The 26,750-nt window shown below is 69.5% G+C and carries 24 protein-coding genes, 1 tRNA gene and 1 pseudogene; 16 read left to right on the top strand and 10 right to left on the bottom strand.

Features of this window, described 5'->3' with window-relative positions; genetic code table 11:
- Positions 1-47 precede the first annotated feature (47 nt).
- From WDU99_RS10105 to WDU99_RS10165, 13 genes and pseudogenes are all read left to right on the top strand, one after another.
- Positions 48-1,994, top strand: coding sequence for a heavy metal translocating P-type ATPase (locus tag WDU99_RS10105; RefSeq protein WP_337332328.1), 1,947 nt, complete (start codon positions 48-50; stop codon positions 1,992-1,994).
- A gap of 2 nt (positions 1,995-1,996) precedes the next feature.
- Positions 1,997-2,797 (top strand): SDR family oxidoreductase, encoded by an 801-nt coding sequence (locus tag WDU99_RS10110; RefSeq protein WP_337332329.1) that lies wholly within the window; start codon positions 1,997-1,999, stop codon positions 2,795-2,797.
- A 220-nt stretch (positions 2,798-3,017) separates the two neighbouring features.
- A complete protein-coding gene (locus tag WDU99_RS10115; protein WP_337332330.1) occupies positions 3,018-4,787 on the top strand; it encodes an ABC transporter substrate-binding protein in 1,770 nt (589 codons plus the stop codon).
- 71 nt (positions 4,788-4,858) lie between these two features.
- On the top strand, positions 4,859-6,526 hold the full coding sequence (locus WDU99_RS10120) for an ABC transporter ATP-binding protein (protein WP_337332331.1): 1,668 nt from the start codon (positions 4,859-4,861) through the stop codon (positions 6,524-6,526).
- Entirely contained in the window at positions 6,523-7,482 is a 960-nt protein-coding gene (locus WDU99_RS10125; RefSeq protein WP_337332332.1) for an ABC transporter permease, read from the top strand. Before WDU99_RS10120 ends, WDU99_RS10125 begins: the two co-directional genes overlap by 4 nt.
- Positions 7,479-7,720 (top strand): annotated as a pseudogene (locus WDU99_RS10130) (ABC transporter permease); the annotation flags it as partial. The gene WDU99_RS10125 and the pseudogene WDU99_RS10130, both read left to right, overlap by 4 nt.
- Positions 7,721-7,771: 51 nt before the next feature.
- Positions 7,772-8,443 (top strand): ABC transporter permease, encoded by a 672-nt coding sequence (locus WDU99_RS10135; RefSeq protein WP_337332442.1) that lies wholly within the window; start codon positions 7,772-7,774, stop codon positions 8,441-8,443.
- A gap of 22 nt (positions 8,444-8,465) precedes the next feature.
- Complete coding sequence (locus WDU99_RS10140) at positions 8,466-9,806, top strand: alpha/beta fold hydrolase (protein WP_337332333.1); 1,341 nt, start codon at positions 8,466-8,468, stop codon at positions 9,804-9,806.
- A gap of 4 nt (positions 9,807-9,810) precedes the next feature.
- The gene (locus tag WDU99_RS10145; RefSeq protein WP_337332334.1) at positions 9,811-11,298 is read left to right on the top strand and encodes an aminopeptidase P family protein; all 1,488 of its coding nucleotides are present in this window, start codon (positions 9,811-9,813) and stop codon (positions 11,296-11,298) included.
- A 54-nt stretch (positions 11,299-11,352) separates the two neighbouring features.
- Positions 11,353-12,258, top strand: coding sequence for a dihydrodipicolinate synthase family protein (locus tag WDU99_RS10150; protein WP_337332335.1), 906 nt, complete (start codon positions 11,353-11,355; stop codon positions 12,256-12,258).
- A gap of 67 nt (positions 12,259-12,325) precedes the next feature.
- Positions 12,326-13,003 (top strand): GntR family transcriptional regulator, encoded by a 678-nt coding sequence (locus WDU99_RS10155; protein ID WP_337332336.1) that lies wholly within the window; start codon positions 12,326-12,328, stop codon positions 13,001-13,003.
- A 138-nt stretch (positions 13,004-13,141) separates the two neighbouring features.
- The gene (locus WDU99_RS10160) at positions 13,142-13,342 is read left to right on the top strand and encodes a hypothetical protein (RefSeq protein ID WP_337332337.1); all 201 of its coding nucleotides are present in this window, start codon (positions 13,142-13,144) and stop codon (positions 13,340-13,342) included.
- Between the two features lie 26 nt (positions 13,343-13,368).
- Positions 13,369-13,788 (top strand): PRC-barrel domain-containing protein, encoded by a 420-nt coding sequence (locus WDU99_RS10165; RefSeq protein ID WP_337332338.1) that lies wholly within the window; start codon positions 13,369-13,371, stop codon positions 13,786-13,788.
- Positions 13,789-13,795: 7 nt separating this feature from the next.
- Here WDU99_RS10165 and WDU99_RS10170 read toward each other — a convergent pair whose 3' ends face one another.
- Both WDU99_RS10170 and WDU99_RS10175 read right to left on the bottom strand, forming a co-directional pair.
- Complete coding sequence (locus tag WDU99_RS10170; RefSeq protein WP_337332339.1) at positions 13,796-14,662, bottom strand: alpha/beta fold hydrolase; 867 nt, start codon at positions 14,660-14,662, stop codon at positions 13,796-13,798.
- Between the two features lie 172 nt (positions 14,663-14,834).
- Positions 14,835-14,923 (bottom strand) — tRNA-Ser (locus WDU99_RS10175).
- A 107-nt stretch (positions 14,924-15,030) separates the two neighbouring features.
- Here WDU99_RS10175 and WDU99_RS10180 point away from each other — a divergent pair.
- Genes WDU99_RS10180 through WDU99_RS10190 form a run of 3 tightly spaced genes read left to right on the top strand, consistent with a single transcriptional unit; the run spans position 15,031 to position 18,155 of the window.
- A complete protein-coding gene (locus WDU99_RS10180; protein WP_337332340.1) occupies positions 15,031-15,960 on the top strand; it encodes an ornithine cyclodeaminase family protein in 930 nt (309 codons plus the stop codon).
- Positions 15,961-15,963: 3 nt separating this feature from the next.
- The gene (locus WDU99_RS10185) at positions 15,964-16,947 is read left to right on the top strand and encodes a proline racemase family protein (protein ID WP_337332341.1); all 984 of its coding nucleotides are present in this window, start codon (positions 15,964-15,966) and stop codon (positions 16,945-16,947) included.
- A 26-nt stretch (positions 16,948-16,973) separates the two neighbouring features.
- On the top strand, positions 16,974-18,155 hold the full coding sequence (locus tag WDU99_RS10190) for a metal-dependent hydrolase family protein (RefSeq protein WP_337332342.1): 1,182 nt from the start codon (positions 16,974-16,976) through the stop codon (positions 18,153-18,155).
- 103 nt (positions 18,156-18,258) lie between these two features.
- Here the strand turns inward: WDU99_RS10190 and WDU99_RS10195 are convergent, their stop codons facing one another.
- From WDU99_RS10195 to WDU99_RS10230, 8 genes are all read right to left on the bottom strand, one after another.
- On the bottom strand, positions 18,259-19,734 hold the full coding sequence (locus WDU99_RS10195; RefSeq protein ID WP_337332343.1) for an aldehyde dehydrogenase (NADP(+)): 1,476 nt from the start codon (positions 19,732-19,734) through the stop codon (positions 18,259-18,261).
- Between the two features lie 156 nt (positions 19,735-19,890).
- On the bottom strand, positions 19,891-20,892 hold the full coding sequence (locus WDU99_RS10200; protein WP_337332344.1) for a proline racemase family protein: 1,002 nt from the start codon (positions 20,890-20,892) through the stop codon (positions 19,891-19,893).
- Positions 20,892-22,295 (bottom strand): FAD-dependent oxidoreductase, encoded by a 1,404-nt coding sequence (locus WDU99_RS10205; protein ID WP_337332345.1) that lies wholly within the window; start codon positions 22,293-22,295, stop codon positions 20,892-20,894. The genes WDU99_RS10200 and WDU99_RS10205 overlap by 1 nt, the downstream gene beginning before the upstream one ends.
- On the bottom strand, positions 22,292-22,537 hold the full coding sequence (locus WDU99_RS10210; protein WP_337332346.1) for a (2Fe-2S)-binding protein: 246 nt from the start codon (positions 22,535-22,537) through the stop codon (positions 22,292-22,294). Before WDU99_RS10210 ends, WDU99_RS10205 begins: the two co-directional genes overlap by 4 nt.
- 169 nt (positions 22,538-22,706) lie before the next feature.
- On the bottom strand, positions 22,707-23,867 hold the full coding sequence (locus tag WDU99_RS10215; RefSeq protein ID WP_337332347.1) for an NAD(P)/FAD-dependent oxidoreductase: 1,161 nt from the start codon (positions 23,865-23,867) through the stop codon (positions 22,707-22,709).
- Positions 23,868-23,973: 106 nt separating this feature from the next.
- Positions 23,974-24,684 (bottom strand): ABC transporter ATP-binding protein, encoded by a 711-nt coding sequence (locus WDU99_RS10220; RefSeq protein ID WP_337332348.1) that lies wholly within the window; start codon positions 24,682-24,684, stop codon positions 23,974-23,976.
- A complete protein-coding gene (locus WDU99_RS10225) occupies positions 24,684-25,592 on the bottom strand; it encodes an ABC transporter ATP-binding protein (protein WP_337332349.1) in 909 nt (302 codons plus the stop codon). The genes WDU99_RS10220 and WDU99_RS10225 overlap by 1 nt, the downstream gene beginning before the upstream one ends.
- Positions 25,589-26,749 carry an ABC transporter permease subunit gene (locus WDU99_RS10230; protein WP_337332351.1) on the bottom strand — a complete coding sequence of 387 codons (1,161 nt, stop codon included), beginning with the start codon at positions 26,747-26,749 and terminating at the stop codon, positions 25,589-25,591. Before WDU99_RS10230 ends, WDU99_RS10225 begins: the two co-directional genes overlap by 4 nt.
- Position 26,750 lies beyond the last annotated feature (1 nt).

Raw genomic sequence — 26,750 nt, forward strand, 5'->3', positions numbered from 1 at the left:
CGCCGACCGCTCATCCACACCACCCGACCCCGCAGAACGGAGCCGACGTGAACACCGTGCGTCGCCTGACCCGCAGCCGCTGGACCATCCCGGCGGCTGCCGGCGCGCTGATCCTGCTGTCCTTCGCCGCTTCGGGCCTGTTCGGCCTGACCCTGCCCGGCGATGTCCTCATGGTGGCGGCGGCCACCATCGCCGGCTGGCGCATCGTCGTCTCGGCGGTGCGCGCGCTGGGAGCCAAGGTGATCGGCATCGACCTGCTCGTCTCGGTCGCCGCCATCGGCGCGATCGTCATAGCGAACTACTGGGAGGCGGCAGCGGTCACCTTCCTGTTCGCGATCGGGCACGCGCTCGAGACGGCAACACTCGCCCGCACTCGATCAGCACTGGCCGAACTGGTCGCGGTCGCACCCGACACTGCCATCGTGCTGCGCGATGGCGAGCAGGTCGAGGTTTCGGCGATGCAGGTGGCCGTCGGCGAGACCGTGCTGGTCAAGAACGGCGCCAGGGTTCCGGTCGACGGCACGGTCATCAGCGGCGTCGGCGCGATCGAGGAGGCCTCCATCACCGGGGAGTCTCTTCCCGTCGAGAAGTTCGACGGAGACCCCGTGTTCGCCGGCACGGTCGCGACCAGCGGATTCCTGCAGGTGCAGGCCACCGGCGTCGGAGCCGACACCACGCTCGCGCGCATCATCCACCGCGTCGAGGAGGCGCAGGACGCGAAGGCGAGGACGCAGGCCTTCATGGACCGCTTCTCGAGGTGGTACACACCCGGAATCATGCTGCTCGCCCTCGTGTTGGGGCTCGTCACGCAGGACGTGGTGCTCGCCCTCACGCTGCTGGTGATCGGCTGCCCGGGCGCGCTGGTGATCTCGATCCCCGTCGCAATCGTCGCGGGCATCGGCCGTGGCGCCAAGGACGGCATCCTCATCAAGGGAGGCGAGTACCTCGAGACGTCCGCGCGGATCGACGTGGTCGCCGTCGACAAGACCGGCACGCTCACCGAGGGGCGTCCGCAGCTGACCGACGTCATCGTGCTCGGTGACGACCTCGACCGCGTCGATGTGCTCACCCTCGCCGCGCGTGCCGAAGCCGGGTCGGAGCATCCGCTTGCGCGGCCGATCCTCGATGCGGCGGCTGCGGAAGGCGTCGCGGTGCGGGGTCTGCCCGAGCACACCGAACCGGTGCCGGGCAAGGGCGTCGTCGCAACGGTCGACGGGCGCCGCGTCGCCGTCGGCAACGGCGCGCTCATGCAGACGGAGGGACTCGCCGCGCATCCGGCACTCGAAGGCGCCATGCACCGGCTCGCCGATGCGGGACGCACGCCGATGGCGATCGCCGTCGACGGAGTGCCCGTCGGCGTGGTCGGCGTGGCCGACAGCATCCGACCCGAAGCGGCCGAGATGGTGCGCCGACTGCACCGCGCGGGGGTCGAGCGGGTCGTCATGCTCACCGGCGACACCCAGCGGGTCGCCGCCGCGGTGGCGGAGCGGGTCGGCATCGACGAGGTGCGCGCGGGCCTGCTGCCCGAGGACAAGCTCGAGGCCGTGCGCGCCCTGCAGGCGGAGGGCCACACGGTCGCGATGGTCGGCGACGGCGTCAACGACGCCCCCGCGCTGGCACTGGCCGACATCGGCGTGGCGATGGGCGCGGCCGGCAGCGGCGTCGCCGTCGAGACCGCTGACATCGCCCTGATGAAGGACGACCTGCTGCGGCTGCCGCAGGCCATCGCGCTCGCCCGCCGCACCGTGTCGGTCATGCGGCAGAACGTCGCCGTGGCGATGATCACCGTCGTCACGCTGCTCGCCGGTGTCGTCTTCGGCGGGGTGACGATGGCGATTGGGATGCTGGTGCACGAGCTGTCTGTGCTGGCCGTGATCGCCAACGCGATGCGGCTGCTGCGCACGGATTCTGCCGGCCGGCACCGGTTGTCTGCGAGCCCGGTACCCGAAACACTTGAACCGCGGGCGCTTCGCCCGCTCGCCCAGAAGGAGTAGTCATGTCACGCACCTACGTCGTCACAGGTTCCGCATCGGGAATCGGCGCCACCACCACGAGGCTGCTGCGCGAACGCGGCGACCGTGTGATCGGCATCGATCTGCGCGATGCCGAGGTGGAGGCCGATTTGTCGGCCCCGCAGGGCCGGGCCGATGCCGCCGCCAAGACCCTGCAGCTGGCCGACGGCGCGATCGACGCGGTGATCGCGTGTGCCGGCATCTCGGCGCCGATCCCCGCGACCATCTCGATCAACTACTTCGGCGTCACCGAGCTGCTCGAGGCGCTGCGTCCCGGCCTGCTCGCCTCGGACGCGCCCCGCGTCGCGGTGGTCTCGTCGATGGCCTCGCTGCAGCCGAATTCCGCCGAGATGGTCGAGGCGGCGCTGGCCGGCGACGAGGAGCGTGCGACGAGAATCGCCGCCGATCTCGCAGCACAGGGCCCCGAGACCGGCTACCTGGTCTACCCGTCGTCGAAGCGCGCTCTGGCGCGCTGGGTGCGTCGGGTGTCGATCGCGCCCGAATGGGCAGGCAGCGGCATCCCCGTCAACGGCGTCGCGCCCGGCACCGTGCTCACCCCGATGACCGAGAAGCTGCTGTCGACGCCCGAGGGCGTGAAGATGGTGGATGCCGCCGTGCCGATGCCGCTGAACAGCCACCAGCCGCCCGAGTCGATCGCGCACCTGCTGATCTGGCTGACGAGCGTCGAGAACACCCACATGGCCGGTCAGATCATCTACGACGACGGCGGAGCGGATGCGACGCTGCGCGGCGACGACATCTGGTCGTGGAACGACCCGAGGTAACGCCTGGCTGCGGTCTTCCGCGCGGTGTCGATTGAGCACCTCCTCGCTTCCGAGGGGGTGCTTTTTCGCCCCACCGCACACAAGCGTGTGCACGTGCGATTCCGCTTTCTGACACGTTACCTTGGATGGGTGACATGTGCTATGTTACTGACGGGCCGGCCAGGCTCATGCCCGAAAGAAGCCACGGGCGACACCCGATTCAAGGACTCAAGGACGACCCATGACTCGCAAGAAGAAGGCCCTGCTCACTCCCCTGGTCGTGGCATCAGCTACGGCCATGATCCTCAGCGGATGCTCCACCGCCGAGGGGGATCCGACCGGCTCGGCGGGCGAGCCGCAGACCGGCGGCACGCTCAAGGTGCTCTCGAACGGAGACACCGACCACATCGATCCGCAGCTGATCGCCTACGTGCCCTCGAACAGCATCACGCGCACCATCTCGCGTTCGATCCTCAGCTACGAGGCATCCAACGACGCGGCCGAGCGCTCGGAGCTCGTCGGCGACCTCGCGACTGAAGTGCCCGAGCCCGAGGACGGCGGTCTCACCTACACGATCACGCTGCGCGAAGGCACCACCTGGGATGCTCCGGACGGCGCCCGCGACATCGTCTCCGCCGACGTCGAGCGCGGCATCGAGCGCATCTGCAACCCGTACATCGGGGCGGCGCTCGGCGGCTACTTCATCTCGCTCATCGAGGGCATGGCCGAGTACTGCGAGGGCTTCGCCGCGGTCGCGCCGGAGATCGAGCCGATGAAGGAGTACATCGAGTCGAACGACATCAGCGGCGTCGAGACCCCGGATGACAAGACCGTGGTCTTCCGGCTGGTCGAGCCGGCATCCGACTTCACCTCGATGCTCAGCCTGGCCACCGCCAACCCGGCGCCGGTCGAGGTGCTCGACTATCTTCCGGACTCCCCCGAGTACCGCAACAACTTCGTCGCGTCAGGGCCGTACACGGTTGCCGAGCACAAGCCCGACGTCAAGCTGACCCTCGAGCGCAACCCCTCATGGAACGCCGACAGCGACCCTCTGCGCAAGGCCTACGTCGACTCCATCGAGATGACGATGGGCATCGAGGTGGATGCCGGCATGCAGCAGCTGCAGGCCGGCTCGGCCGACATGCTCTTCGACCTGCAGCCGAGCCCGGCGAACATCCAGCAGCTCACGAGCGTCGGCGACGAGAAGTTCACCACGCTCGAGAACGGCGGCGTCGACCAGTTCCTGTGGTTCAACACCAAGACCGACAACAACGACGGGGCGCTGCAGAAGGTCGAGGTGCGCCAGGCGCTGCAGTATGCCATCGACAAGGCGGCCGTGGTGCAGGTCATGGGCGGCGAGGAGATCGCCACCGTGACGAACGGCATCTTCGGCCCTGGCATCAACGGACACGAGCCCTTCTCGCTGTATGGCGACGGCGACGGCAAGGCCGACCCCGAGAAGGCCAAGCAGCTGCTCGCCGACGCCGGCATCGAGAACCTCACGCTGAAGTTCCCGTACCGCAACCTGGGCTCGCAGCCCGACATCGCGCAGACCGTGCAGGCGAGCCTCGAAGAGGCCGGCATCACCGTCGAGCTGTTCCCGGTGCCGCCGACCGACTACTACGCGAACTTCATGACCAACCGCGAGAACGCCACGAACGGCGAGTGGGACATCGCTCTGGTCGGCTGGTCGCCCGACTGGGTCGGCGGTGCAGCCCGCAGCGTGTACCAGCCGCAGTTCAGCTTCAACGGCACTCCGCAGGCCTACAACTACGTCGACTACAACAACGACGAGGCGAACGAACTGGCCGCGCAGGCACTGGCGGCGAGCACACCGGAGGAAGCCGGTGAGCTGTGGCATCAGGTCGACCAGACCGTGATGGAGGACTCCCCCGTGGTGAGCATCGCCGCCAAGAAGAAGGCGAACTACCACTCCGACCGGGTGCAGAACTTCGCGATCTACGCCCTGGCGCAGAACGGCGACTGGGCCAACGTGTGGCTGAGCAAGTGACCCCACGCTGACCGATGCCGCTGCGGCGCCATTCCCTGGCGTCGCAGCGGCCTCATCTGAGGAGGAGTCGCATGTCGATTCTGGAAGTATCGCGGCTGCGCGTCGACATCCCGACCGAGAACGGGACCGTGCACGCCGTCAAGGACGCCTCGTTCCACGTCGCAGAGGGCGAGTTCTTCGGCATCGTCGGCGAGTCCGGGTCAGGCAAGTCGGTGCTGGTGCAGTCGGTGATGGGCCTCATCCCCAACGCCGTCACCAGCGGCTCGGTGCTCTTCGAGGGCGAGGACCTGCTCACGCTCAGTCCCGAGCGGCTGCGTCGCCGGCGCGGCAAGGAGATCAGCATGATCTTCCAGGACCCGCTGTCGAGTCTGCATCCGCAGTACACCGTCGGCTGGCAGATCGTCGAGCAGATCCGCGCCCATGAGAAGGTCTCGAAGCAGGCGGCGAAGGCGCGGGCGATCCAGCTGCTCGAGAAGGTGCACATCGCCGACGCCGCCTCGCGGTTCGACGCGTATCCCCACCAGTTCTCGGGCGGCATGCGCCAGCGCGTGATGATCGCGATGAGTCTGTCGCTCGATCCCAAGCTGATCATCGCCGACGAGCCGACCACGGCCCTCGACTCCACCGTGCAGGCGCAGATCCTGCAGCTGCTCGGCGAGATGAAGCAGGACTTCGGCGCCACGGTGCTGATGATCAGTCACGACCTCAGCGTGATGGCCAGTGTCGCCGATCGGGTGATGGTGATGTACCACGGCGAGCAGGTCGAGCTCGGACCGAGCGCACAGGTCTTCAAGAACCCGCGCGAGGAGTACACGATCTCACTGATCGAGTCGTCGTCTTTCACGCAGAGCGAGCGGCAGGCGCCGCTCGGGCGTCTCGACACCGCCCCCTCGGATGCTGCCGAGTCGGATGCCACAGAGTCGGATGCCACAGAGTCGGATGCCGCAAAGCGCGACGCCCCGATCGCCGAGGTAGCCGGCGTCAGCCTCGCGTTCACTCAGCGCCGTGGCGTGGAGCGCACGGTGCTCGACGGCATCAGCCTCGACGTGCGCCGCGGTGAGACGCTCGGCCTGGTGGGTGAGAGCGGCTGCGGGAAGACCACGCTCGCGCGGACGATCGCCGGACTCGTGCAGCCATCCGAGGGCAGGGTGCTGTTCGACGGCACCGATCTGTCGCACCTCAAAGGGCCGGAGTGGCGGCGCATGCGTCAGCGCGTGCAGGTCGTGTTCCAGGATCCGTTCTCGTCGCTGAACCCCAAGCGCCGCATCGGCTCGATCGTCGAGGATCCGCTGCGCATCCACGGCATCGGCACGGCACGCGAACGGCGCGAGCGCGTGCTCGAGCTGCTCGAGCAGGTCGGCCTCGACCCGGCCCACTACAACCGCTTCCCCGCCCAGTTCTCCGGCGGGCAGCGCCAGCGCATCGGCATCGCGAGGGCGATCGCCCTCAACCCCGACCTGGTGATCCTCGACGAGCCCGTCTCGGCTCTCGACGTGACCGTGCAGGCCCAGGTGCTGCAGCTGCTCGATGATCTGCAGCGCGACCTGGGGCTCACCTACCTGTTCATCTCCCATGACCTCGCCGTCGTGCGCCACATGTGCGACCGCATCGCGGTGATGGAGCACGGCCGCATCATCGAGCTCGACGATGCCGAGACCATCTACCGCTCGCCGCGCGAGCCGTTCACCAAGCGGCTGCTGGCCGCCTCGTTCCTCGAGTCGCAGGAGGTCAGCGCATGAGCGTGTTCTCCAAGGAGACCCTGACCCTGCTGCTCCCCTCCCGAGGGGCCGAGCATGCCGCGCAGGAGGCGAAGAACTCGTGGCAGCTCACGATGCGTCGGCTGCGGCGCGACCCGGCGAGCATCGTCTCGGCGATCGTCATCGTGCTGATCGTGCTGTTCGCACTGGGCGCTCCACTGATCGCGCAGTGGACCGGACACGGACCCACCGAGCAGTTCCGCGAGACGGGACTGTCGCCGGCAGGCATGCCGGTGGCGCCGAACGCCGAGTTCCTGCTCGGCACCGACCAGCTCGGGCGCGACGTGTTCGTGCGCCTCGCGTACGGTGCGCAGGTGTCGCTGCTGGTCGGCGTGGTCGCCTCGCTGGCGGCATCCGCCATCGGCATCCTCATCGGCATGACCGCCGGCTTCGCCGGCGGCGTCGTCGACACCGTGCTCAGCCGCCTGATCGACCTGGTCATGAGCGTGCCGTTCCTGCTCGTCGCGATCGCGACCGTCTCGGTGCTCGGTCCCAGCCTGCAGCTGTCGATCTCGGTGATCGTGTTCTTCAGCTGGGCGGGACTCGCCCGCGTCATCCGCGGGCAGGTGCTGGCCCTGCGCGAGCGGGAGTTCATCGAGACGGCCCGCTCGATGGGTCAGTCCGGGGTCGCGACGATGTTCCGCGACGTGCTGCCGAACCTCGTGGTGCCGATCGTCGTCTACACGACGCTGATGATCCCCGCGGCGATCGTGTTCGAGGCGACGCTGTCGTTCCTCGGCCTGGGCATTGTGCCGCCCACCCCCAGCTGGGGCAACATGCTCGCCGACGCGGCGAACGGATCGATGTACATGGTGGCGCCCTGGATGGTGCTCGTGCCCGGACTCGCGCTGCTGACCCTGACGCTGACGTTCAACCTGCTGGGCGATGGTCTGCGTGACGCCCTCGATCCGTCCTCGACGAAGGGAGCACGGGCATGATCCGCTACATCCTCTCGCGCATCGGCTTCGGGCTGCTGGTGCTGTTCCTGCTGAGCATCTTCGTCTTCGTGCTGTTCTACGTCACCCCCTCCGACCCGGCGCGCATCATCGCGGCGACAAGGCGACCGAAGAGCTCATGGCGCAGATCCGGGTCAACCTCGGCCTCGACAAGCCCATCTGGGAGCAGTACCTGCTCTTCCTCGGCAACCTGCTGCAGGGAGACCTCGGGTACTCCTACCGCTCGAACCTCCCGGTCGCCGATCTGGTGCTGGCGCGCATTCCCGTGACGATGTCGCTGGTGTTCGGCGGTGTCATCGTGTGGCTCGCGATCGGCATCCCGATCGGTCTCGCCTCGGCCAAGCGCCCCGGCAGCGTGCGCGACCGTCTCGGGCAGGGCTTCGCCCTGGTCGGCATCAGCTTCCCCACCTTCGTGCTCGGTATGCTCGCGCTGTACACGCTGTACTTCCTGCCCACACGGTTCGGCGTCAACCTGTTCCCGCCGTCGGGATACGTGCCGCTCACCGTGAATCCGCTGCAGTGGGCGTGGCACCTGGTGCTGCCCTGGCTGACGCTCGCGCTGGTGACCGCGGCGGTGTACGCCCGGCTGACCCGCGGCCAGATGCTCGACGTGCTGGGCGAGGACTATGTGCGCACCGCGCGGGCGAAGGGGCTCACCGAACGCCGGGTGATCTACGTGCACGCGTTCCGCAGCGCCATGCCGCCGCTGGTGACCCAGCTGGGCATCGACATCGGTCTCATGCTCGGTGGTGTGATCGTGATCGAGCAGGTGTTCGGTCTGCAGGGTGTGGGAGCGCTGGCGATCTCGAGCGTCTCGATGCAGGATCGTCCGGTGGTGATCGCCATCGTGCTGCTCGGCGGCGTGTTCGTGGCGCTGTCGAACCTCATCGTGGATCTGTTCTACGCTCTGCTCGACTCGCGCGTGCGCACGCGCTCGGCGTGAGCGTCGCCACCTCGGAGCAGGCATGGAAAGGCAGGTGCGGTCGACCGTGAGCCGCGAATCGGAGTACTTCATCGGCGACGACATCGTCGCCCGCGATGTGTGGACGACCGTCCCGCTCGACTGGGACGACCCCGACGGCGAGACCATCGAGGTCTTCGCCCGCGAGTTCGTCGCCGCCGAGCGTCGGGGCGACGACCTGCCGCTGCTGCTGCACCTGCAGGGCGGGCCCGGCGGCAAGGGCGCCCGCCCGCTGAGCCGCGATGCCTGGGTGGATGCTGCGCTGTCGCGGTTCCGCTTGATCATGCCCGATCAGCGCGGCACCGGACGATCGACGCCGCTCTCGGGTGCGGACTTCGCGGCGATGCCGGCCGACGAAGCCGCGCGGCGGCTGTCCCTGCACCGCGCCGACTCGATCGTGCGCGACTTCGAGGCGCTGCGCGCAACCCACTACGAGGGCCGGCAGTGGTGGACGATCGGTCAGAGCTATGGCGGCTTCCTCACGCTGCATTATCTGTCGACGGCCCCGCAGGCGATCGTCGCGTCGGCCGTCGCGGGTGGACTCCCCTCGCTGCATCCGGACGCGGCCGAGGTGTACCGGCGCACGTTCCCCCGCGTTGCGGACAAGAACCGGCGGTTCCGTGAGCGTGCCCCGCATCTGACCGAGCGCATCGGCGCGGTTGCCGATCTGCTCCACGAGCAGGACGTGCGGCTGCCCGACGGCGACCGGCTCACCGTGCGGCGGCTGCAGACCCTCGGCCTCGACTTCGGAATGGCACCGGGCGCCGACCGGGTGCACTGGCTGTTCGACGAGGCGTTCGCCGATCGCGCCGAGACGCGGCTGAGCGATACGTTCCTCGCCACGGTCGGCTCGGCGACGGCGTTCGCGACGAATCCGCTGTTCATCGCGCTGCAGGAGAGCATCTACGGTGCGAGACCCACCGGCTGGGCGGCACAGGCCGAGCGCGACAGGCATCCGGACTTCGCGGAGTCTGCGCGCCCGCTGCTGTTCACCGGCGAGATGGTCTTCCCCTGGATGTTCGACGAGATCAGGGCTCTGCGCGGCTTCCGCGCCGGCGTCGAGGAGCTCGCGACGCGGGAGTGGCCCATCGAACTGTACGATCACGCGCGTCTGGGTTCGAACGAGGTGCCCGTCGAAGCAGTCGTCTACTTCGACGACATGTACGTCGATGCCGGGCTCTCGCTGGACACGGCAGCGCAGGTGGGCGGTCTGCACGCCTGGGTGACCAACGAGCACGAACACGACGGCATCGCGCGCGCCGGCGTTGCCGACCGTCTCTTCACCGCACTCGAGCGACGACTCGGGGGCACGGCGCGCACACGCTCGACCGACGATCAGGAGTGATGAATTGACCGGCACGCACGATCACGACGCCCGCTACGACGACACCGTTCACGTCGTGGACTGGGAGCGAAGCATCCCCAATCCGCGCTCGGCCACGACCGACCCTCGGATGCCGTCGCTGGCGAAGGCTCCCGGCTTCGCCGAGTGGATGCGCACGGGCTGGGGCGACGCAGACCGCACGGCGCGGGTCGAACCCGGCGCGGCTGACGCCGCCCGCCGGCACCGCGAGCGGCTGTCGCACGCGCTCCCCGGGCAGTCGCTGCTCGTGCTGGCCGGACGCGCCCAGGCGCGGGTGCACGACAACTTCTTCGAGTTCCGGGCACACAGCGACTTCCTCTGGCTGACCGGATTCGCGGTCGAGGATGGCGTTCTGGTGATGACGCCCGTCGCGGGTGGTCACGATGCGACGCTGTACATCACTCCCCCGGCCCGTCCGGGGGCTGCGGCGTTCCACGCGGATGCTGCGCATGGCGAATTGTGGGTCGGCCCGCTTCCGGGCGTCGCCGAGCTGGCATCCGCTCTCGCTCTGCGCGTGCGCCCGCTCGACGAACTGAGCGTCCGCGACGACGCACTGATCGCCGGGCACGCCGTCGCCGGCGCCGGCACCGGTGCCCGCGTCGGCGGTCGACGTCGCTCGCCGCTGCTCGCACGCACGCTGGCTGAACTGCGCATCGAGAAGGATGCCTGGGAGCTGGCCGAACTGCGCTCAGCGGTGACCCACACGATCGATGGATTCGCCGCTGTGCGACGGGAGATCCCGCGTGCCATCGAGTTCGGGGGCGAGCGCTGGCTGCAGGGCACGTTCGACCGGCACGCGCGCACCGTCGGGCAGGCGCCGGGATACGCCTCGATCGTCGGCTCGGGGGCGAACGCTCCGGTGCTGCATTGGGTGCGCGCCGAGGGTGCGGTCGATCCGGATGCCCTGCTGCTGCTCGACATGGGCGTGGAGAACCGTAGCGGGTACACCGCCGATGTGACGCGGACCCTTCCCGCGAGCGGGCGCTTCAGCGCGGCCCAGCGCGAAGTACACGATCTCGTAGAGCGCTCGCACCGTGCGGGGCTGGCCGCGGTCGCCCCGGGGCGCGACTGGCGCGACTTCCACACGGCGTGCATGCAGGTGCTCGCGCAGGGGCTCAGCGACTGGGGGATGCTGCCGGTGTCAGTCGATGAGGCACTGTCGGCGCAGGGTCAGCACCATCGGCGGTACATCGTGTGCGGTGTCGGTCATCATCTCGGGCTGGACGTGCACGACTGCGGCGCCTCGTCGTACGCGGAGTACTTCGAGGCGACCATGCGCCCGGGTATGGCCCTCACCGTGGAGCCGGGGCTGTACTTCCACTCGTGGGATGAGACCGTGCCACCCGAGCTGCGCGGCATCGGCGTGCGGATCGAGGACGATGTCGTGGTGACCGAGGACGGGCACGAGGTGCTCAGCGCCGGTCTGCCGATCGATGCCGACGGGTTGGAAGAGTGGATGCGCTCCGTCGTGTAGTATGTTACATGTTATAGACGGCGACCCCGCCGCTACAGCTGGAAAGGAACGAGGATGTCTCAGAAGGCTCCCTGGCACGGCGTGATCGTCGCGTCCGCCCTCCCGTTCAAGGAGGATCTCTCCGTCGACTACGACCGGTTCGCGGAACACGTCCGGTTCCTCGCCGACAACGGATGCGACGGGATCGCACCCAACGGATCGCTCGGCGAGTACCAGAACCTCAGCGAGCAGGAGCGCGCGCAGGTGATCAAGACGGCCGTCGACGCTGCCCCCGAGGGCTTCTCGGTGATGGCGGGTGTCGGCGCGTACGGCGCGCTGCAGTCGGCGCACTGGGCGGAGCAGGCCGCAGAGGCCGGTGCCGACTGCGTCATGCTGCTACCCCCGAACACCTACCGCGCGAACCGCGAGCAGGTCAAGCACCACTACGCCACGGTCGCCGCCGTCGGCCTGCCGGTGGTCGGATACAACAACCCGATCGACACGAAGGTCGACCTGGTGCCCGACCTCATCGCCGGGATCCACGAGGCCGGCCACATGGTGGGCGTCAAGGAATTCACCGGCGACCCGCGCCGCATCTATGAGATCAAGGAGGTCGCTCCGAGCATCGACATCCTGATCGGCACCGACGACAGCGTGCTCGAGGTGGGCATCGCCGGTGCCGTGGGCTGGGTCGCCGGCTACCCGAACGCCATCCCGAAGGCCACGGTCGAGCTGTACCGACTGTCAACCTCGGGTGACGTGCGCGATCTCGAGCGGGCCAAGGTCGTTTACCGTGACCTGCACAAGCTGCTGCGCTGGGACACCAAGACCGAGTTCGTCGAGTCGATCAAGCTGTCGATGGATGTTCTCGGTCTGTACGGTGGGCCTTGCCGTCCGCCGCGCCTTCCGCTGCCGAAGGACGTCGCCGATCAGATCATCGCCGACACCAAGGAGGCGGCAGCCAAGGGCTACGGCGCCTGAGCCCTGCTAGTTTCGTAGGCAGTGTCATACCAAATGGCACTGCCTACACCTCTTTGAGAGGCCACTCATGTCGCATCCCTCCGTCGTCACCCCCCTCCAGCCGGTGCTCAACCTGCGTGAGCGCGTCGAGGTCGCCCTCGAGGCGGCGATCCGCTCAGGAGAGATGGCTCCCGGAGAGCTGTTCTCGGCACCGGCCCTGGCAGCGCGCTTCAACGTCTCGGCGACACCGGTGCGTGAGGCGATGCTCAACCTCGAGAAGCTCGGCTTCGTCGAGGCCGTGCGCAACAAGGGTTTCCGCGTGACCACCATCCGCGATGAGGACATCGCGAACATCGTCGCCGTGCGGCGCCTGCTCGAGCCGCCGCTGGTGCGACAGCTCGCGGGCGCGATCCCCGCCGACGCCTACGCCGACCTGCGCGCCATGGCGGACGCCATCGTCGAGGGCGCCTCGCAGGGCGACCTGACGACCTACCTCGAGGCCGACCGCGCCTTCCACCAGGCGGTCAACGCGCACAGCGACAACCCGCGCCTCACGAGCCTGATCTCGCAGTTGCGCAAGGAGACCCGCCTGCCGGGCCTTGCCGGCATGCTCGCGACCGAGGAGCTGTCGAAGTCGGCCGCCGAGCACCACGAGCTGCTCGATCTGCTCGAAGCCGGCGACGCCGCGGGCGCCGAGGCTGTGATGGATCGGCACATCGGCCACGTGATCGGCTGGTGGGCCGGGCGGGACGAGAGCGGGGCCTGAGCAGAACGGCTCAGAAGAACGCTCCGAGCAGGTCGAGGGAGCGGAAGCGCCGCCTAGCTCTTCGGGCATGGCATGTCAACGGGGGCCACACTTCACCGCCGGATTGGCACCCTGGGGACAGACAGAAGGGAGCTTCTCATGAGCGGCACCGAGCAGCAGGACGACAGCACCGCACCCGGCGAGTACGCACGGGAGGTCGAGGAGCCGAGCACAGAGAAGGAACCCGGCGAAGAGCCGAAGGCGCCGAAAGAGCACGACCCGCAGCCGGACCACCAGGCGGTGGGCATCGGCGTCGTGGACGGCGCGCAGTCGGATGCGGCGGGGTCCGGCGAGAGCTGACGGGCCGCCACGATGAGAGGAGCATCATGAACGCACGCGACGCAGGAGGGCTGATCAAGCTCAGCGAGAGCGCTGAGCGCATCAGTTCGACCGACGAGGACATCCGCGGGCGCACCGTCCGCGACCGCGACGGGGAGGAGCTGGGCACGATCAAGGACCTGCTCATCGACGACGACGAGGGCAAGGTGCGGTTCCTCGAGGTGGCTTCGGGAGGGTTCCTCGGGATCGGCCAGGACAAGACCTTCATGCCCGTCGACGCGATCACCGCGGTCACCGAGGACGAGGTGCGCATCGATCAGACCCGCGAGCATGTCGCCGGGGCCCCCGCGTACGACCCCGAGCTCGTCAGGCAGCGCGAGAACTACGCCGGCATCCTCGACTATTACGGAGTGGGTCCGTTCTGGGCGCCTGGGTACCAGTACCCGGGATACCCGTACTACCGGTGACGAGCGATCACTCGTCGTCGAGGACTTCCCGCAGCTTCGCGGCGAACGCCTCGGGCTCGCCCGCATAGCCGAACTCGCCGCCCATGAATCCGCCGTGGTGGCTGGGGAAGACCGTCGCCTGTTGACCGAGTTGTTCGGCGAGCGCGAGCGCGGTGCGCCCGGTGTACACGTTCCGTGATTCTCGCCCCACGGCGACGACGATCCGGGTCGGCGACGACTGCAGCGTCTGCAGATCGGGCCGGTACAGGGTCACCGCCCAAGAGCGATCGGACAGCAGCGGGTCGTCCCGCGAGCCGTCGTCGTCGGCCGGCATCCCGAATGTGGCCGGATCGGGTGCCGGCAGGGAGGCGTACTCGTCGGTGAACTCCCCCTCCCATGCCGTCATCGCGAGGAAGGCCGCCATCCCCGCTCGCCATCCGCGCTCCTGATACACGCGGGTGTACGACTCGCGGGCGCGCTGGACCGCATCGGCGTCCGGCAGGACGCAGTCGATCGGCGGCTCATGCGCGACCAGTGTCGAGACGTCCTGCGGATACGCGGTCACCAGCGCGAGCGCGGTCACTGCGCCGCCACTGCTGGCGAACATCTGCACGGGGCCGACGCCGAGGGCCTCGATGATCGCGTGCACGTCCTGAGCCTGGGTCTCGGGCTCATTCGTCACCCGCCCGTCCTTGCGCCGGCTCCTGCCCAGCCCACGCGGGTCGTAGGTGACGACGGTGCGGTCCTCGAACAGGCGCACCTGGTCGCGGAATCCACTCGCATCCATGGGCTGGCCGATCATCACCAGCGGCGGCCGCCCATCCGCGGTGGGCAGCGGCCCGTGGACGTCGTAGACCAGATCCACCTCGGGCAGGTCGAGTGTGTGCTGTGCCACGGCAGCCTCCTTCGGCACGGCGGACGCTCTGAATGCTACGTCGCCGAGCCCATGCCGGGAAGACCTTCAGCCGCCTGCAGCGCGCCACGCGGCCGATCGTGCGCGCGGGAGCACGGAAACGACGAGGCCCCGACCTTTCAGTGAACACTGGCAGGTCGGGGCCCTCGACATCTGGCGGTGACGGCGGGATTTGAACCCGCGGTAGGGGTTACCTACACAACATTTCGAGTGTTGCACCTTCGGCCGCTCGGACACGTCACCGTCGTCCAGCTTACGACATCGCGGGCGCGGCGCGCGAATCGAGGCAGCTCCCCCGCGCTGGCGGATAGAACGTGACATATTACGTTTCCTCACCTAGATTGAGGAGCATGCCCGACGTCATCGCCGACCTCACTCTGGTGAGCGCCCAGCAGCTCGAAGAGCGCATCAGCATGTCCGCCGCGATCGAAGCGATCCAGATCACCCTGCGCGACGGCTTCGACCCCGAAGACGACCTCGCTCGTCAGATCCTCGACGTGCCGAACGGCCAGCTGCTGCTGATGCCCGCCGCGGCCGCCGGCGCGGTCGGACAGAAGTTCGCCACCGTGGCCCCTGGCAACCCCGAGCGTGGCCTCGAGCGCATCCAGGCCGTCTACATCCTCGTCGACGGCACCACCCTCGCCCCCACAGCGATCCTCGACGGCACCGCACTCACCAGCATCCGCACCCCCGCTGTCTCAGCCGCGTGCGCCGACGTACTCGCCGAGCCGGACGCCGCCGACCTCGTCGTCATCGGCACCGGCCCGCAGTCCATCCGCCACGTCGAGGCCTTCGCCGCGATCCGACCTCTGCGCTCGGTGCGCATCATCGGCCGGGATGCCGCGCGCACAGCATCCGCTGTCGATGCCTCACGCGGCTACGCACCCGATGCCGACATGCGCGCGGGCACCGTCGACGACATTGCGAACGCGACGCTCATCGTGTGCGCGACGACGGCGTCCGAGCCGCTGTTCCCCTCCGAGATGGTGCGCGACGACGCCACGATCGTTGCGATCGGCTCGCACGAACGCGACCGCACCGAGCTCGACCCCGTCCTCGTCGGGCGCTCGCAGGTGGTCGTGGAGAGTCGTCGCGTCGCGCGTGCCGAGGCGGGCGACGTCATCGTCGCCGTCGAGGCGGGGATGCTGCGCTACGACGACCTGGTCACGATGAACGAACTGCTCACCGGCGCCGTCGCCCCGGCATCCGACCGACCCCGCATCGTCAAGACCTGCGGCATGGGCTGGCAGGACCTCGCCGTCGCCCGTCTGGCCGTCTGAATCATGCGCTGGACCACCGAAGACTGGCACACCGCCGGAGAGCCGTTCCGCATCGTCGAGAACGTTCCCACGCACGGCGCGACGGTCGCCGAGCGCAGGGTCGAGGCGATCGGCGGCGAAGCCGACGCCATTCGCCGCTTCCTCTGCCTCGAACCCCGCGGCCACGACGACATGTACGGCGGCTTCATCACGCCGCCCGACGACGACGGCGCCGACTTCGGCGTGCTGTTCTGGCACAAGGACGGCTTCTCGACCGCCTGCGGGCACGGCACGATCGCCCTGGGCGCCTGGGCGGTGCGCACCGGGCGCGTGCCCTCCGACCCCGACGGCGAGACCGCGGTCACGATCGACGTCCCCAGCGGACGCGTGCAGGCACTCGTGCGCCAGAGCGACGGACGGATCGACGAGATCGTCTTCCGCAACGTCGAATCGCGGATGCTGGCACGGGGCATCCGACTGCAGACCTCACGCGGTGAGGTCGAGGTCGACCTCACGTTCGGCGGGGCGGTGTACGCCACGTTGCCGGCATCCGCCGTCGGGCTCGAAGTGATCCCGGCGCACACCACCGATCTGATCGCCATCGGCCGCGAGATCAAGTGGGCTCTCAACGAGTACCCGGTGGCGCAACTGACCGATGGCCGCCTCTCGGGCGTCTACGGCACGATCCTCTTCGACGACCTCGGGCGCACTGAGAACGGCCCCTGGCAGCGCAACATCACCGTCTTCGCCGACGGCGCGGTCGACCGCAGCCCGTGTGGCTCGGGCACCGCCGCGCGGGTCGCGCTGCTCGCCGCGACCGGAGAGCTCGCCGACGGTGAGACCCTCACGCATGATTCGATCATCGACACGCGCTTCCATGCGCGGATCGCCGAGCGCACGGCATCCGGAGTCATCCCCGAGGTGCGCAGCACCGCCTACCGGGTCGGATCGTCGACGTTCGAACTCGATGCCGGCGACCCGCTCGCCACGGGCTTCAGCCTGCGCTGACTCGCTTCTACCCACCGGAGGACCTCATGTCTGCTGCATCCCTTTCGATCACCGGCGCGCACGTCTGGGACGGCGACGGATTCGAGCCGCGCGACGTGCACATCGTCGACGGCCGGGTCGCGTCCGCGCCCGCATCGGATGCTGAGGTGCTCGACGCCACCGGAGGCTGGCTCGTCCCCGGTCTCATCGACGCGCACTTCCACGCCTATGCGACCAGCATGGACGGTCTCGAGAACGAGCGCGGCCCCCTCAGCTACGCCGCGCTCAACGGCGCCCGCCGCCTCAGCCGCGCCCTGCAGCGCGGATTCACCACGGTGCGAGACGTCGCCGGCGGCGACATCGGCCTGGCGCAGGCCATCGACGCCGAGCTGTTCCCCTCGCCCCGCTACCACTTCACCGGGCCGGCGCTCAGCCAGACCGGCGGACACGGCGACCCCCGCTCGGCGCACGTCGACGTCTGCTTCTCGCACGGTCACATGTGCGAGATCGTCGACGGCGTCGACAATCTGCGCGTCGCGGTGCGCGAACGGCTGCGCACCGGATCCCACGCGATCAAGGTGATGGCCTCGGGAGGCGTCTTCTCGCTCACCGACCCGATCCGCATCCCGCAGTACTCCGCCGACGAGCTGCGCGCCGTGGTCGACGAGGCGACGCGCCGCGGCTCGTACGTGTGCGCGCACGCGTATTCGTCGGAGGCCGTGCAGCACGCCGTGGCCGCCGGGGTGCGGTCGATCGAGCACGGCAACCTCATCGACGCGGCGACCGCCTCGCTGATGGCCGAGGCCGGTGCGTTCCTGGTGCCGACCCTCGCCGCGTACGACGCGATGGACCGCCGCGGCACCGAGATCGGATTGAACGCGGTGTCGCTCGCGAAGAACACCGAGGTGCTCACCAAGGGACAGGATGCCGTGCGCCTGGCCCACGAGGCCGGTGTGCGCGTCGGCTTCGGCACTGATCTGATGGGTGACCTCGAAGACGACCAGCTCGCGGGCATCCGCCTGCAGATCGAGGCGAGCTCGGCAGCCGAGACCCTGCGGTCGATGACCGCGGTGAACGCCGAGCTCATCGGCGACGAGGCGCTCGGCCACCTGACCGCCGGCGCCTATGGAGACGCCGTGCTGCTGGCATCCGACCCCCTCGCCGACCCTTCGGCGCTCTGGCGTCAGGACGCGCGCACCGCGGTGATCCGCGCCGGCGCCGTCGTCTGACCCCGCCGAGGCCCCCTCTGGTCGTCCGCGCCCCCTCGCGTTTGCGCAACCACGAGGGGGCGTCGACGACCAGGAGGGGCCTCGGCGGAAGGGTGAGTAGGTCTCAGCGGGCGAACGAGCCCCAGGTCGTCGAACGGCCGGCGGCGCTGCGGGTCTGCGGGACATCCCAGGGGTTCGCGTCCTGCAGCGGCGCGGGCAGCAGCGCCTGCGGGGCGCCCTGGTACGAGACCCCGCGCAGGAAGCGCGTGATCGCCGCCGTGCCGACGCTGGTCGCATCGCTCGTGGTCGCCGGGTACGGGCCGCCGTGCTGCATGGCGGGAGTCACCGAGACGCCGGTCGGCCAGCCGCCGAAGAGCACGCGTCCGCTGGTCTCGGCCAGTGCCTCCACGAGCGGGGCGAGCGACTCGTCGGCGAGCTCTTCGGCGCGGGCGTGCAGCGTCGAGGTCAGGTTGCCCGGGAACAGCTCGGTGTGCAGCGCGGGCAGCGCTGCGCGATCGGCGTAGCGCACGATCACCGACAGCGGACCGAACGACTCCTCGAGCAGCGCCTCACGGTTCTGCGTCAGTGTGTCGACGTCGACGGTCACAACGGTGGGCGTCGCATAGGTCTGCCCTGCGTCGTCGACGCGAACCTCGCCCTGCGAGAGCACGGTCACCCCGTCGGCGCCCAGCACGTCGTCACGGCGCTGCGAGAACGCGCGTCCGATGCCGGGGTTGAGCAGGCGATGCTCGTCGACGGATGCCGCAGCCCCCGAAACCGCATTGAGGTCGACCCCGTCGGGCACGAACAGGAAGCCGGGCTTGGTGCACAGCTGTCCCGCCGAACCCGACACCGAGGCCACGAAGCCGTCCAGCAGCGCGTCGTCGGCGTAGGTCGCGTAGACCGGGTTGACGCTGCCGAGCTCACCGTAGAACGGGATCGGCACCTCGCGGGATGCCGCGATATCGGCGAGCATGCGACCGACGTGCGTCGAGCCGGTGAACGCCCCGGCACGGATGCGCTCGTCCTTCAGCAGATCGACGCCGTTCTGCTGTCCGCTGATGAGCTGGAACACGCCCTCGGGCATCCCGGCCTCGCGCAGCGCACCCGCGACGACCTCGGCGGTGCGGCGGGAGAGCTCCGGATGCCCGGAATGCGCCTTCACCACGACCGGGCAGCCGGCGGCGAGCGCGGCGGCCGAGTCGCCGCCGGCGACGGAGAACGCGAACGGGAAGTTGGATGCCGCGAAGTTCAGCACCGGGCCGACCGGCTCCAGCATCCGACGCAGATCGGGACGGGGGCCGATGACGTACTCGGGGTCGGCGTCGTCGATGCGCGCGTCGAGATACGCGCCGTCGACGATCGTGTCGGCGAACAGACGCAGCTGCCACGAGGTGCGGCGCAGCTCGCCGGTGAGACGGGCCTGAGCGAGGCCGGTCTCGCGCATCGCGATGTCGATCAGCTCGGGGGCGGTGGCGTCGAGGGCATCCGCCACTGCCACGAGGGCTGCGCCCCGATCGCGCGGGCTGGTGCGAGCGAAGGGGCGCGAGGCGGCTGCGGCCGCAGCGGCGACGGCGTCGATGTTCTGGTTCTCGGTCACGGTTCTCTCCTGGTGATCTCAGTCGCGGGTCTGGTGTGTGCGCCTGCCGCGGGAATGTGCGCCTGCCGCGGAGGGAAAGTCGGATGCTGTCCGCGCGAAGCGCACTTCTCCGCGTGGAGCGCCCAGCGCGGAGCGCGGAGCGGGCCCCGGTGCGGGCTAGAACACGAAGCCCTCCGGGAACGGGTCGTTCTCATCGAGCAGGTACTGGCCGAGCCCGGTCACCCAGGCGCGTCCGGTGATGGTGGGGATGATGGCGGGCCGGTCGCCGACGGTGGTCTCGCCGACGATCCGACCCGTGAACTCCGTGCCGATGAACGACTCGTTCACGAAGGGCGTGTCGACCGCGAGCTCGCCTCGCGCATGCAGCTCGGCCATGCGCGCGCTGGTGCCGGTGCCACAGGGCGAGCGGTCGAACCAGCCGGGATGGATGGCCATCGCATGGCGCGAGCGGACGGCGTCTGAGCCCGGGGCGATGAACTCCACGTGGTGCACGTGGTTCGCTCCCTGCAGCACCGGATGCACGGGCGGCGCCTGCGTGTTGATGGCATCCATGATCTTCAGCCCGGCCTGCAGGATGTCGTCCTGCCGCGCTCGATCGAACGGCAGACTCACCTGGTCGAGATCGACCAGGGCGTAGTAGTTGCCGCCGAACGCGACCGAGTAGGTGATCTCGCCGATACCGGGCACCTCGATGCGCTCGTCGAGCCGATCGACGAAGCTCGGCACGTTCTCGATGGTGACGTCGACCGCGCGGCCGTTCTCGACCTGCACCCGGGCGATGACCAGCCCGGCGGGCACGTCGAGGCGGATCTCGGTGATCGGCTCGGTGACCTCGACCATGCCGGTCTCGACGAGCACCGTGGCCGCTCCGATCGTGCCGTGGCCGCACATCGGCAGGAATCCGGATGCCTCGATGAACACGATCCCCCAGTCGGCGTCGTCGCGGGCGGGCGGCTGCAGCAGCACACCCGACATGGCCGCGTGCCCGCGCGGTTCGTTCATGAGGAACCCGCGCAGCCCGTCGAGATGCTCCATGGCGTACAGGCGGCGGTCGTTCATCGTCGCGCCGGGGATGCGCCCGACGCCGCCGGTGACGACCCGCGTCGGCATCCCCTCGGTGTGGGAGTCGACGGCCTGGATGGTTCGGCGTGCGCGCATCAGCTTCCTCCTGGGGTTTCGGTCTGGGGTGTCTGTGCGCCATCCTCGCACTGTGCGAGGGCGGCGAGCTCGCCGATGCGAACCGACGACAGCACGGGGCGGTGGTCGAAGCTCGTGGGTCCCTGAGCTTGTCGAAGGGCGCCGAGGATGTCTGCCACGCTGCGCCCGCAGGTGCGTCCCTGGCAGGCGCCGAGTCCGGCGCGCGTGGCCAGCCGCATGCCGCGCGAGGACGCGTCGGCGTATTCGTCGATCGATGCCTTCGGCACTGATTCGCAGCGGCATACGATCGTGTCGTCGCGCAGCCATCCGGTCCACCCCGGGCGGATGCCGTGCACGGCAAGCCGCGCGGCGAACGCGCGCATCCGGCGGCGGGCGGCGAGCGGCGCCCTGTAGCGCAGGTCGGCGCCCGGGATGCCCGCGGCGGCGAGCCCCGCGATCTCGCCCTCGGCGAGCGCCGCGTCGGCCCCGCCGATCCCGGTGATCTCACCGGCCGCGTAGACCCCGGGGATGCTGGTGAGCTGCTGCGAGTCGACTGTCACGAACCGGTCGGCCGAGATCTGGCATCCAGACTGGATCGCCGTCTCGAGCCGCGGAGTGAATCCGTGTCCGAGCGCCACCGAGTCGCACTCGACGGTGCGCTCGGTCCCGGCGATGGGCCGCCACTGCGGGTCGAGGCGCTGCACGGTGACGGCCTCGACGGCATCCGATCCGTGGATGCGGGTGACCGCGCTGCCGAAGCGGTACGGCGTGCGGTGGCGCAGCAGCGACGCCACGTACGAGCCGAGCTCTCCCGCCTTGCCGACGGCGGCCGACAGCTCCCACGCGCGGGCTCCCCACCCGCGCAGGATCGTGCCGACCGATGCGGCTTCGACGACCTCGGCGATCTCCCCGCCGAGCAGCGCGATGCTCTGCGCGACCGGCAGCAGGAAGGGCCCGGCACCGGCGACGACGGTGCGCTCGCCGAGCGTCAGCGCATCGCGCTTGGCCATCGCCTGCGCGGCGCCCGCCGAGGTGACGCCGGGGAGCGTCCAGCCGGGCACCGGCAGCACGCGGTCGTGCGCGCCGGTGGCGACGACGACGGCATCCGCTTCGAGGGTCTCGCCGCGTCGGTCGGCGCCGTCGGCCGGCCCCGTGAGCACGTGCACGCGCAGCGGGTCGGTCTCCACCCGCCAGACGCTCGTGGATGCCAGCATCCGCACGTCTCTCAGCGACTGCTGCAGGGTGCCGAACCGTCCGAGCTGGTGCTGCAGCCGCGGGTCGGTGAAGTCGGGATGATGCCGCCAGAACTGTCCGCCGACGCGCTCGCCCTCGTCGACGAGCACGACCTCGGCCCCGGCGGCCGAGGCGGATGCCGCCGCCGCGAGCCCGGCAGGCCCCGCGCCGATCACGATGACGCGGGTCATGCGCGCGACTCCCGCTCGATCACGTCGCCCTCGCAGGCGGTGCGCTGGCAGGCGCGCACGCCCTCGACGCCGTTCACGGTCAGCACGCAGTCCTGGCAGATGCCGATGCCGCAGAAAATGCCGCGCTCGGCGCCCTGCGCGTCGCGCCAGGTGCGCCGGCCGTTGGCCAGCAGCACGCCGGCGATCGTCTGACCGTCGCGTCCGCGCAGGTCGTCGCCATCGAATCGGATGCTGATGCTCATCGCCCGCTCCTCCTGCCGTTCCGTACTCCAGGTCGCAATGGATGCCGCTTCCGCGCCGGGATAGCGGCATCCATTGCGACCTGAGCTGCGGGGGCGGCCTCGATACCGGCATCCATTGCGACCTGGACGTCCATTGCGACCTGGACGCCGGACGCAAGCACGACACGGCTCATGCGGCCACCCCCTGCAGGGTGGGGCGCGACGGCAGGAACGGCGTCGGATCGAGCGGTGCGTCGGTGCCGAGCACGGCATGCGCGATCAGAGCCCCGGTGGTGGGCGCCAGCCCGATGCCTGCACCCTCGTGGCCTGCCGCGTGGAAGAGTCCCGCGATGCGGGCATCGGCGCCGATCGCCGGCAGGTGGTCGGGGGCATACGGCCGGAAGCCGTAGTACGTGCGCAGCAGCATGGTGTCGGCGAGGAAAGGGAAGAGCCTGCTCGCCTTCGCCGCGACCTCCGCCAGCGGAGCGAGGAGCCCGTCGCTCGAGAATCCCACCCGCTCGCGGCTCGATCCGATCAGCACGGTGCCCGCCGGGGTCGACTCCACCACGGTCGAGGTCTGCAGCGCAGCATCCCCCGATCCGACCGCACCGACGTAGTCGGCGTCGTACACCTTGTGGAACACCCGCTGCGGCATCGCCGTGGTGACCAGGATCGTGCCGCGTCGCGGGCGGATGTCGAGCGCGGCGCCGAACAGCGCCGCGGCCTCGCCCGCCCAGGGGCCCGCGCAGTTCACGACGGCATCCGCGTCGATGCGTCCCTCCGCGGTGAGCACGCCGCGCACCCGGTCGCCATCGACGACGGCGCCGGTGACCTCGGTGATCCGCAGCTGCGCGCCCAGATGCCGAGCCCGCGCGAGCATCGCCTGCGTCGCGAGACTGGGCTGCACCTGCGCATCGTCGGGATAGTGCACGCCGGCGGCGACCTCGGGAGAGAGGTGCGGCTCAAGGGCGCGAAGGCTGCGCTCGTCGAGCGCCTCGGATCGGATGCTGATCTCGCGCTGCCCGGCGGCGAAGCGCTGCAGTGCCTCCGCTCCCCCGGCGAACGCGACGACCACGCCACCCTTCGCCTCGAACTCGGTGGCCGGCTGGCCTGGCACGCGGTCGGCGTCGAGCCGCTCGGCGAGTTCCCGCCAGGCGCGGTTCGCCTCGACGGCCATCAGCGCCTCGGCCCCCGGAGCCTTGTCGGAGACGAGGATGTTGCCCTCGCAGCGGCTGGAGGTCTCCCCCGCGACGCCCGTGCGGTCGAGCACGATCACCTCGGCGCCGGCCTCGGTGAGTGCCAGGGCGCACGCGGCGCCCACGGCCCCCGCGCCGATCACGATGATCCGCACTGCTCACGCTCCCTCACGACGAACCGACCCATCACGATCCGATGAGTACCATGTTACATTCTACGCGTTGTGAGGAGTGCTTGTCAGCATCCGAACCCGCTTCGCGTCAGCCGCCGAGATAGGCGTCGATCACCCGGGCATCCGCCGCCAATTCCGCGGCCGGACCCGACATGGTCACGCTGCCGGTCTCGACGACGTAGCCGCGATCGGCGATCTTCAGCACGGCCCGCGCGTTCTGCTCCACCAGCAGCACCGTGGTGCCCTGCGCGTTGACCGCCTGAATCGTCTCCATGACCTGCTTGACCACCAGCGGCGCCAGGCCCATCGACGGCTCGTCGAGCAGCAGCAGCTTCGGCCCGCCGATCAGCGCGCGCCCGATCGCGACCATCTGCTGCTCGCCGCCCGAGAGCGTTCCGCCCTGCTGCTTGCGGCGCTCGGCAAGACGGGGCATCAGCGCGTACACCTCGTCGACCCGCCGGCCGATCTGCTTCTGATCCTTCACCGTGTACCCGCCCAGCAGCAGGTTCTCATGCACGGTCATCGTCGAGAAGATGCGACGCCCCTCCGGGACGTGGATGAGCCCGGCCGAGACGATGTCCCACGGCCTGGCCGTCGCCAGATCCAGGTCTCCCCATTGCACGGTGCCGGACTTCGGCCGGACCAGCCCCGACAGCATGTTCATCGTGGTCGACTTGCCCGCCCCGTTGTTGCCCAGCAGGCACACGATCTCGCCCTCGCGCACCTCGAAGCTCAGTCCGCGCAGCGCGTGCACCCGCCCGTAGTAGACGTCCGCCGCCTCGACCGTCAGCGTGCTCATCAGCGCTTCTCCTCGCGGTTCTTCTCCAGCAGCGACAGATCGACGGTGCCGGTCGTCAGCTTCGTGTCGTCGATCGGCTCGTCCTCGACACCGAGGTACGCCTCGATCACCACCGGGTCGTTCTTGATCTGCTCGGGGGTGCCCTCGGCGATCTCCTTGCCGTAGTTGAGCACGACGATGCGCTCGGCCAGCTCCATCACCAGGCCCATGTCGTGCTCGATCAGCACCACGGCGACGCCCAGGTCGCGGATCCGGCGGATCAGCTGCATGAGGGCCTGCTTCTCGTTGAAGTTCAGGCCGGCGGCCGGCTCATCGAGCAGCAGCATCTTCGGCGAGGTCGCCAGCGCACGGGCGATCTCGACGCGTCGCTGCTCACCGTACGGCAGCTGCGTCACGTAGAGGTTCTCGTCGCCGGTGAAGCCGACGAAGTCGAGCCAGCCGCGCGCCTGCTCGGCGCACTCCTGCTCGGCCCGACGGTAACCGGGTGTGTGCAGCAGCGTCGCCCAGAAGCCCTCGCGCAGGTTCGCGTGCATGGCCGTCTTGACATTGTCGAGCACGGTCAGCTCGCGGAACAGGCGCAGGTTCTGAAAGGTGCGCGCCATGCCCCACTTGGTGACCCGCGATGGCAGCACCCGGTAGAACCCGAAGCTCTGCAGCAGATCGAGCAGCCGCAGCGACCGCCAGATCGGCGGTGCGGCGCGCACGATGTCGTTGCCGTCGAACACCACCGAGCCCGAAGTGGGCAGGTAGAACGCCGAGATGCAGTTGAACGCGCTGGTCTTGCCGGCGCCGTTGGGACCGATCACCGCGAGGATCTCGCCGTGATCGACCGAGAAGCTCAGCCCGTCGACGGCCTTGACGCCGCCGAACTGCAGGCGAAGGTCCTTGACCTCCAGCAGCGCGCTCATCGCTCCTCCTCCTCGTCGTCGATCGTCTCCAGGTCCTCGTTGGACGTCGGCGGAGGAACAGCCATGAACCCCGCGGTCGCCGGAGGCACCGGTCGCTTCTTCTTCAGCCACGGCAGCACGGCTGTCGCCGGCCACAGTCCCGCCGGGCGGAACAGCATGACCACCACGAGCAGCACACCGAAGATCAGGAAGCGCCACTCCGAGAAGTCCCGCAGCAGCTCGGGGGCGAGCGAGACGAACAGCGCACCGATGATCACGCCGGGCGTCGAGCCCATGCCGCCGAGCACGACCGCCATCAGGATGAGGGCCGAGTACAGGAACATGAAGCTGTTCGGGCTGATCGCCGACAGATGCGTCGCCATCAGCTGACCGGCCAGCCCCGCCCACACGGCGCCGATGATGTACGCGGTGATCTTGGCGATGTAGGTGTTGATGCCCATCGCCTCGGCGGCATCCTCGTCGTCGCGCACGGCCTTCCATGCCCGGCCGAGCTTGCCCTTGGCCAATCGACCCGCGCCGATCACGCCGACGAGGACGACGACGATCGCGACGAAGTAGTAGAACACCACACGCTCGGGGAAGTGCAGCCCGAAGATCGTGAATCCGTCGGCGAAGCTCCACCCTCCGAACGTCCACGTCGGGATGCCGTGGATGCCCGAGGGCCCGCCGGTGATCTCGAGGTTGTTCGCGGTGATGCGGATGATCTCACCGAAGCCGAGCGTGACGATCGCGAGATAGTCGCTGCGCAATCGCAGTGTGGGTGCGCCGATGATGATGCCGGCGAGGATGCACGCCAGCACCGTCGCCGGCAGTGCGGCCCACATCGGCCAGCCCAGCACGGTGGTGAAGATGCCCGAGACATAGGCGCCGACGGCGAAGAAGGCGATGTATCCCAGATCCAGCAGGCCGGCGTAGCCGACCACGACGTTGAGCCCCATCGCGAGCATGACGTAGATCAGCGCGCTGGTGGCGATCGAGATCGTGTACCGCGAGGCGTCGAGGAAGGGCAGCACGGCCAGCAGCACGATGCCCAGCCCGCCGAGCGCCCGCAAGAACCCGGTGTTGGAGGTGAAGACGCCGCGCGCGGGAGCCGGTCGGCCGAAGAGCGGCGAGGGGGCGCGCAGCGCGGCGTCGCGCGTCAGTGCGGAACGGGACATG

Source organism: Microbacterium bandirmense (assembly GCF_037204185.1).
Lineage (GTDB): Bacteria > Actinomycetota > Actinomycetes > Actinomycetales > Microbacteriaceae > Microbacterium > Microbacterium bandirmense.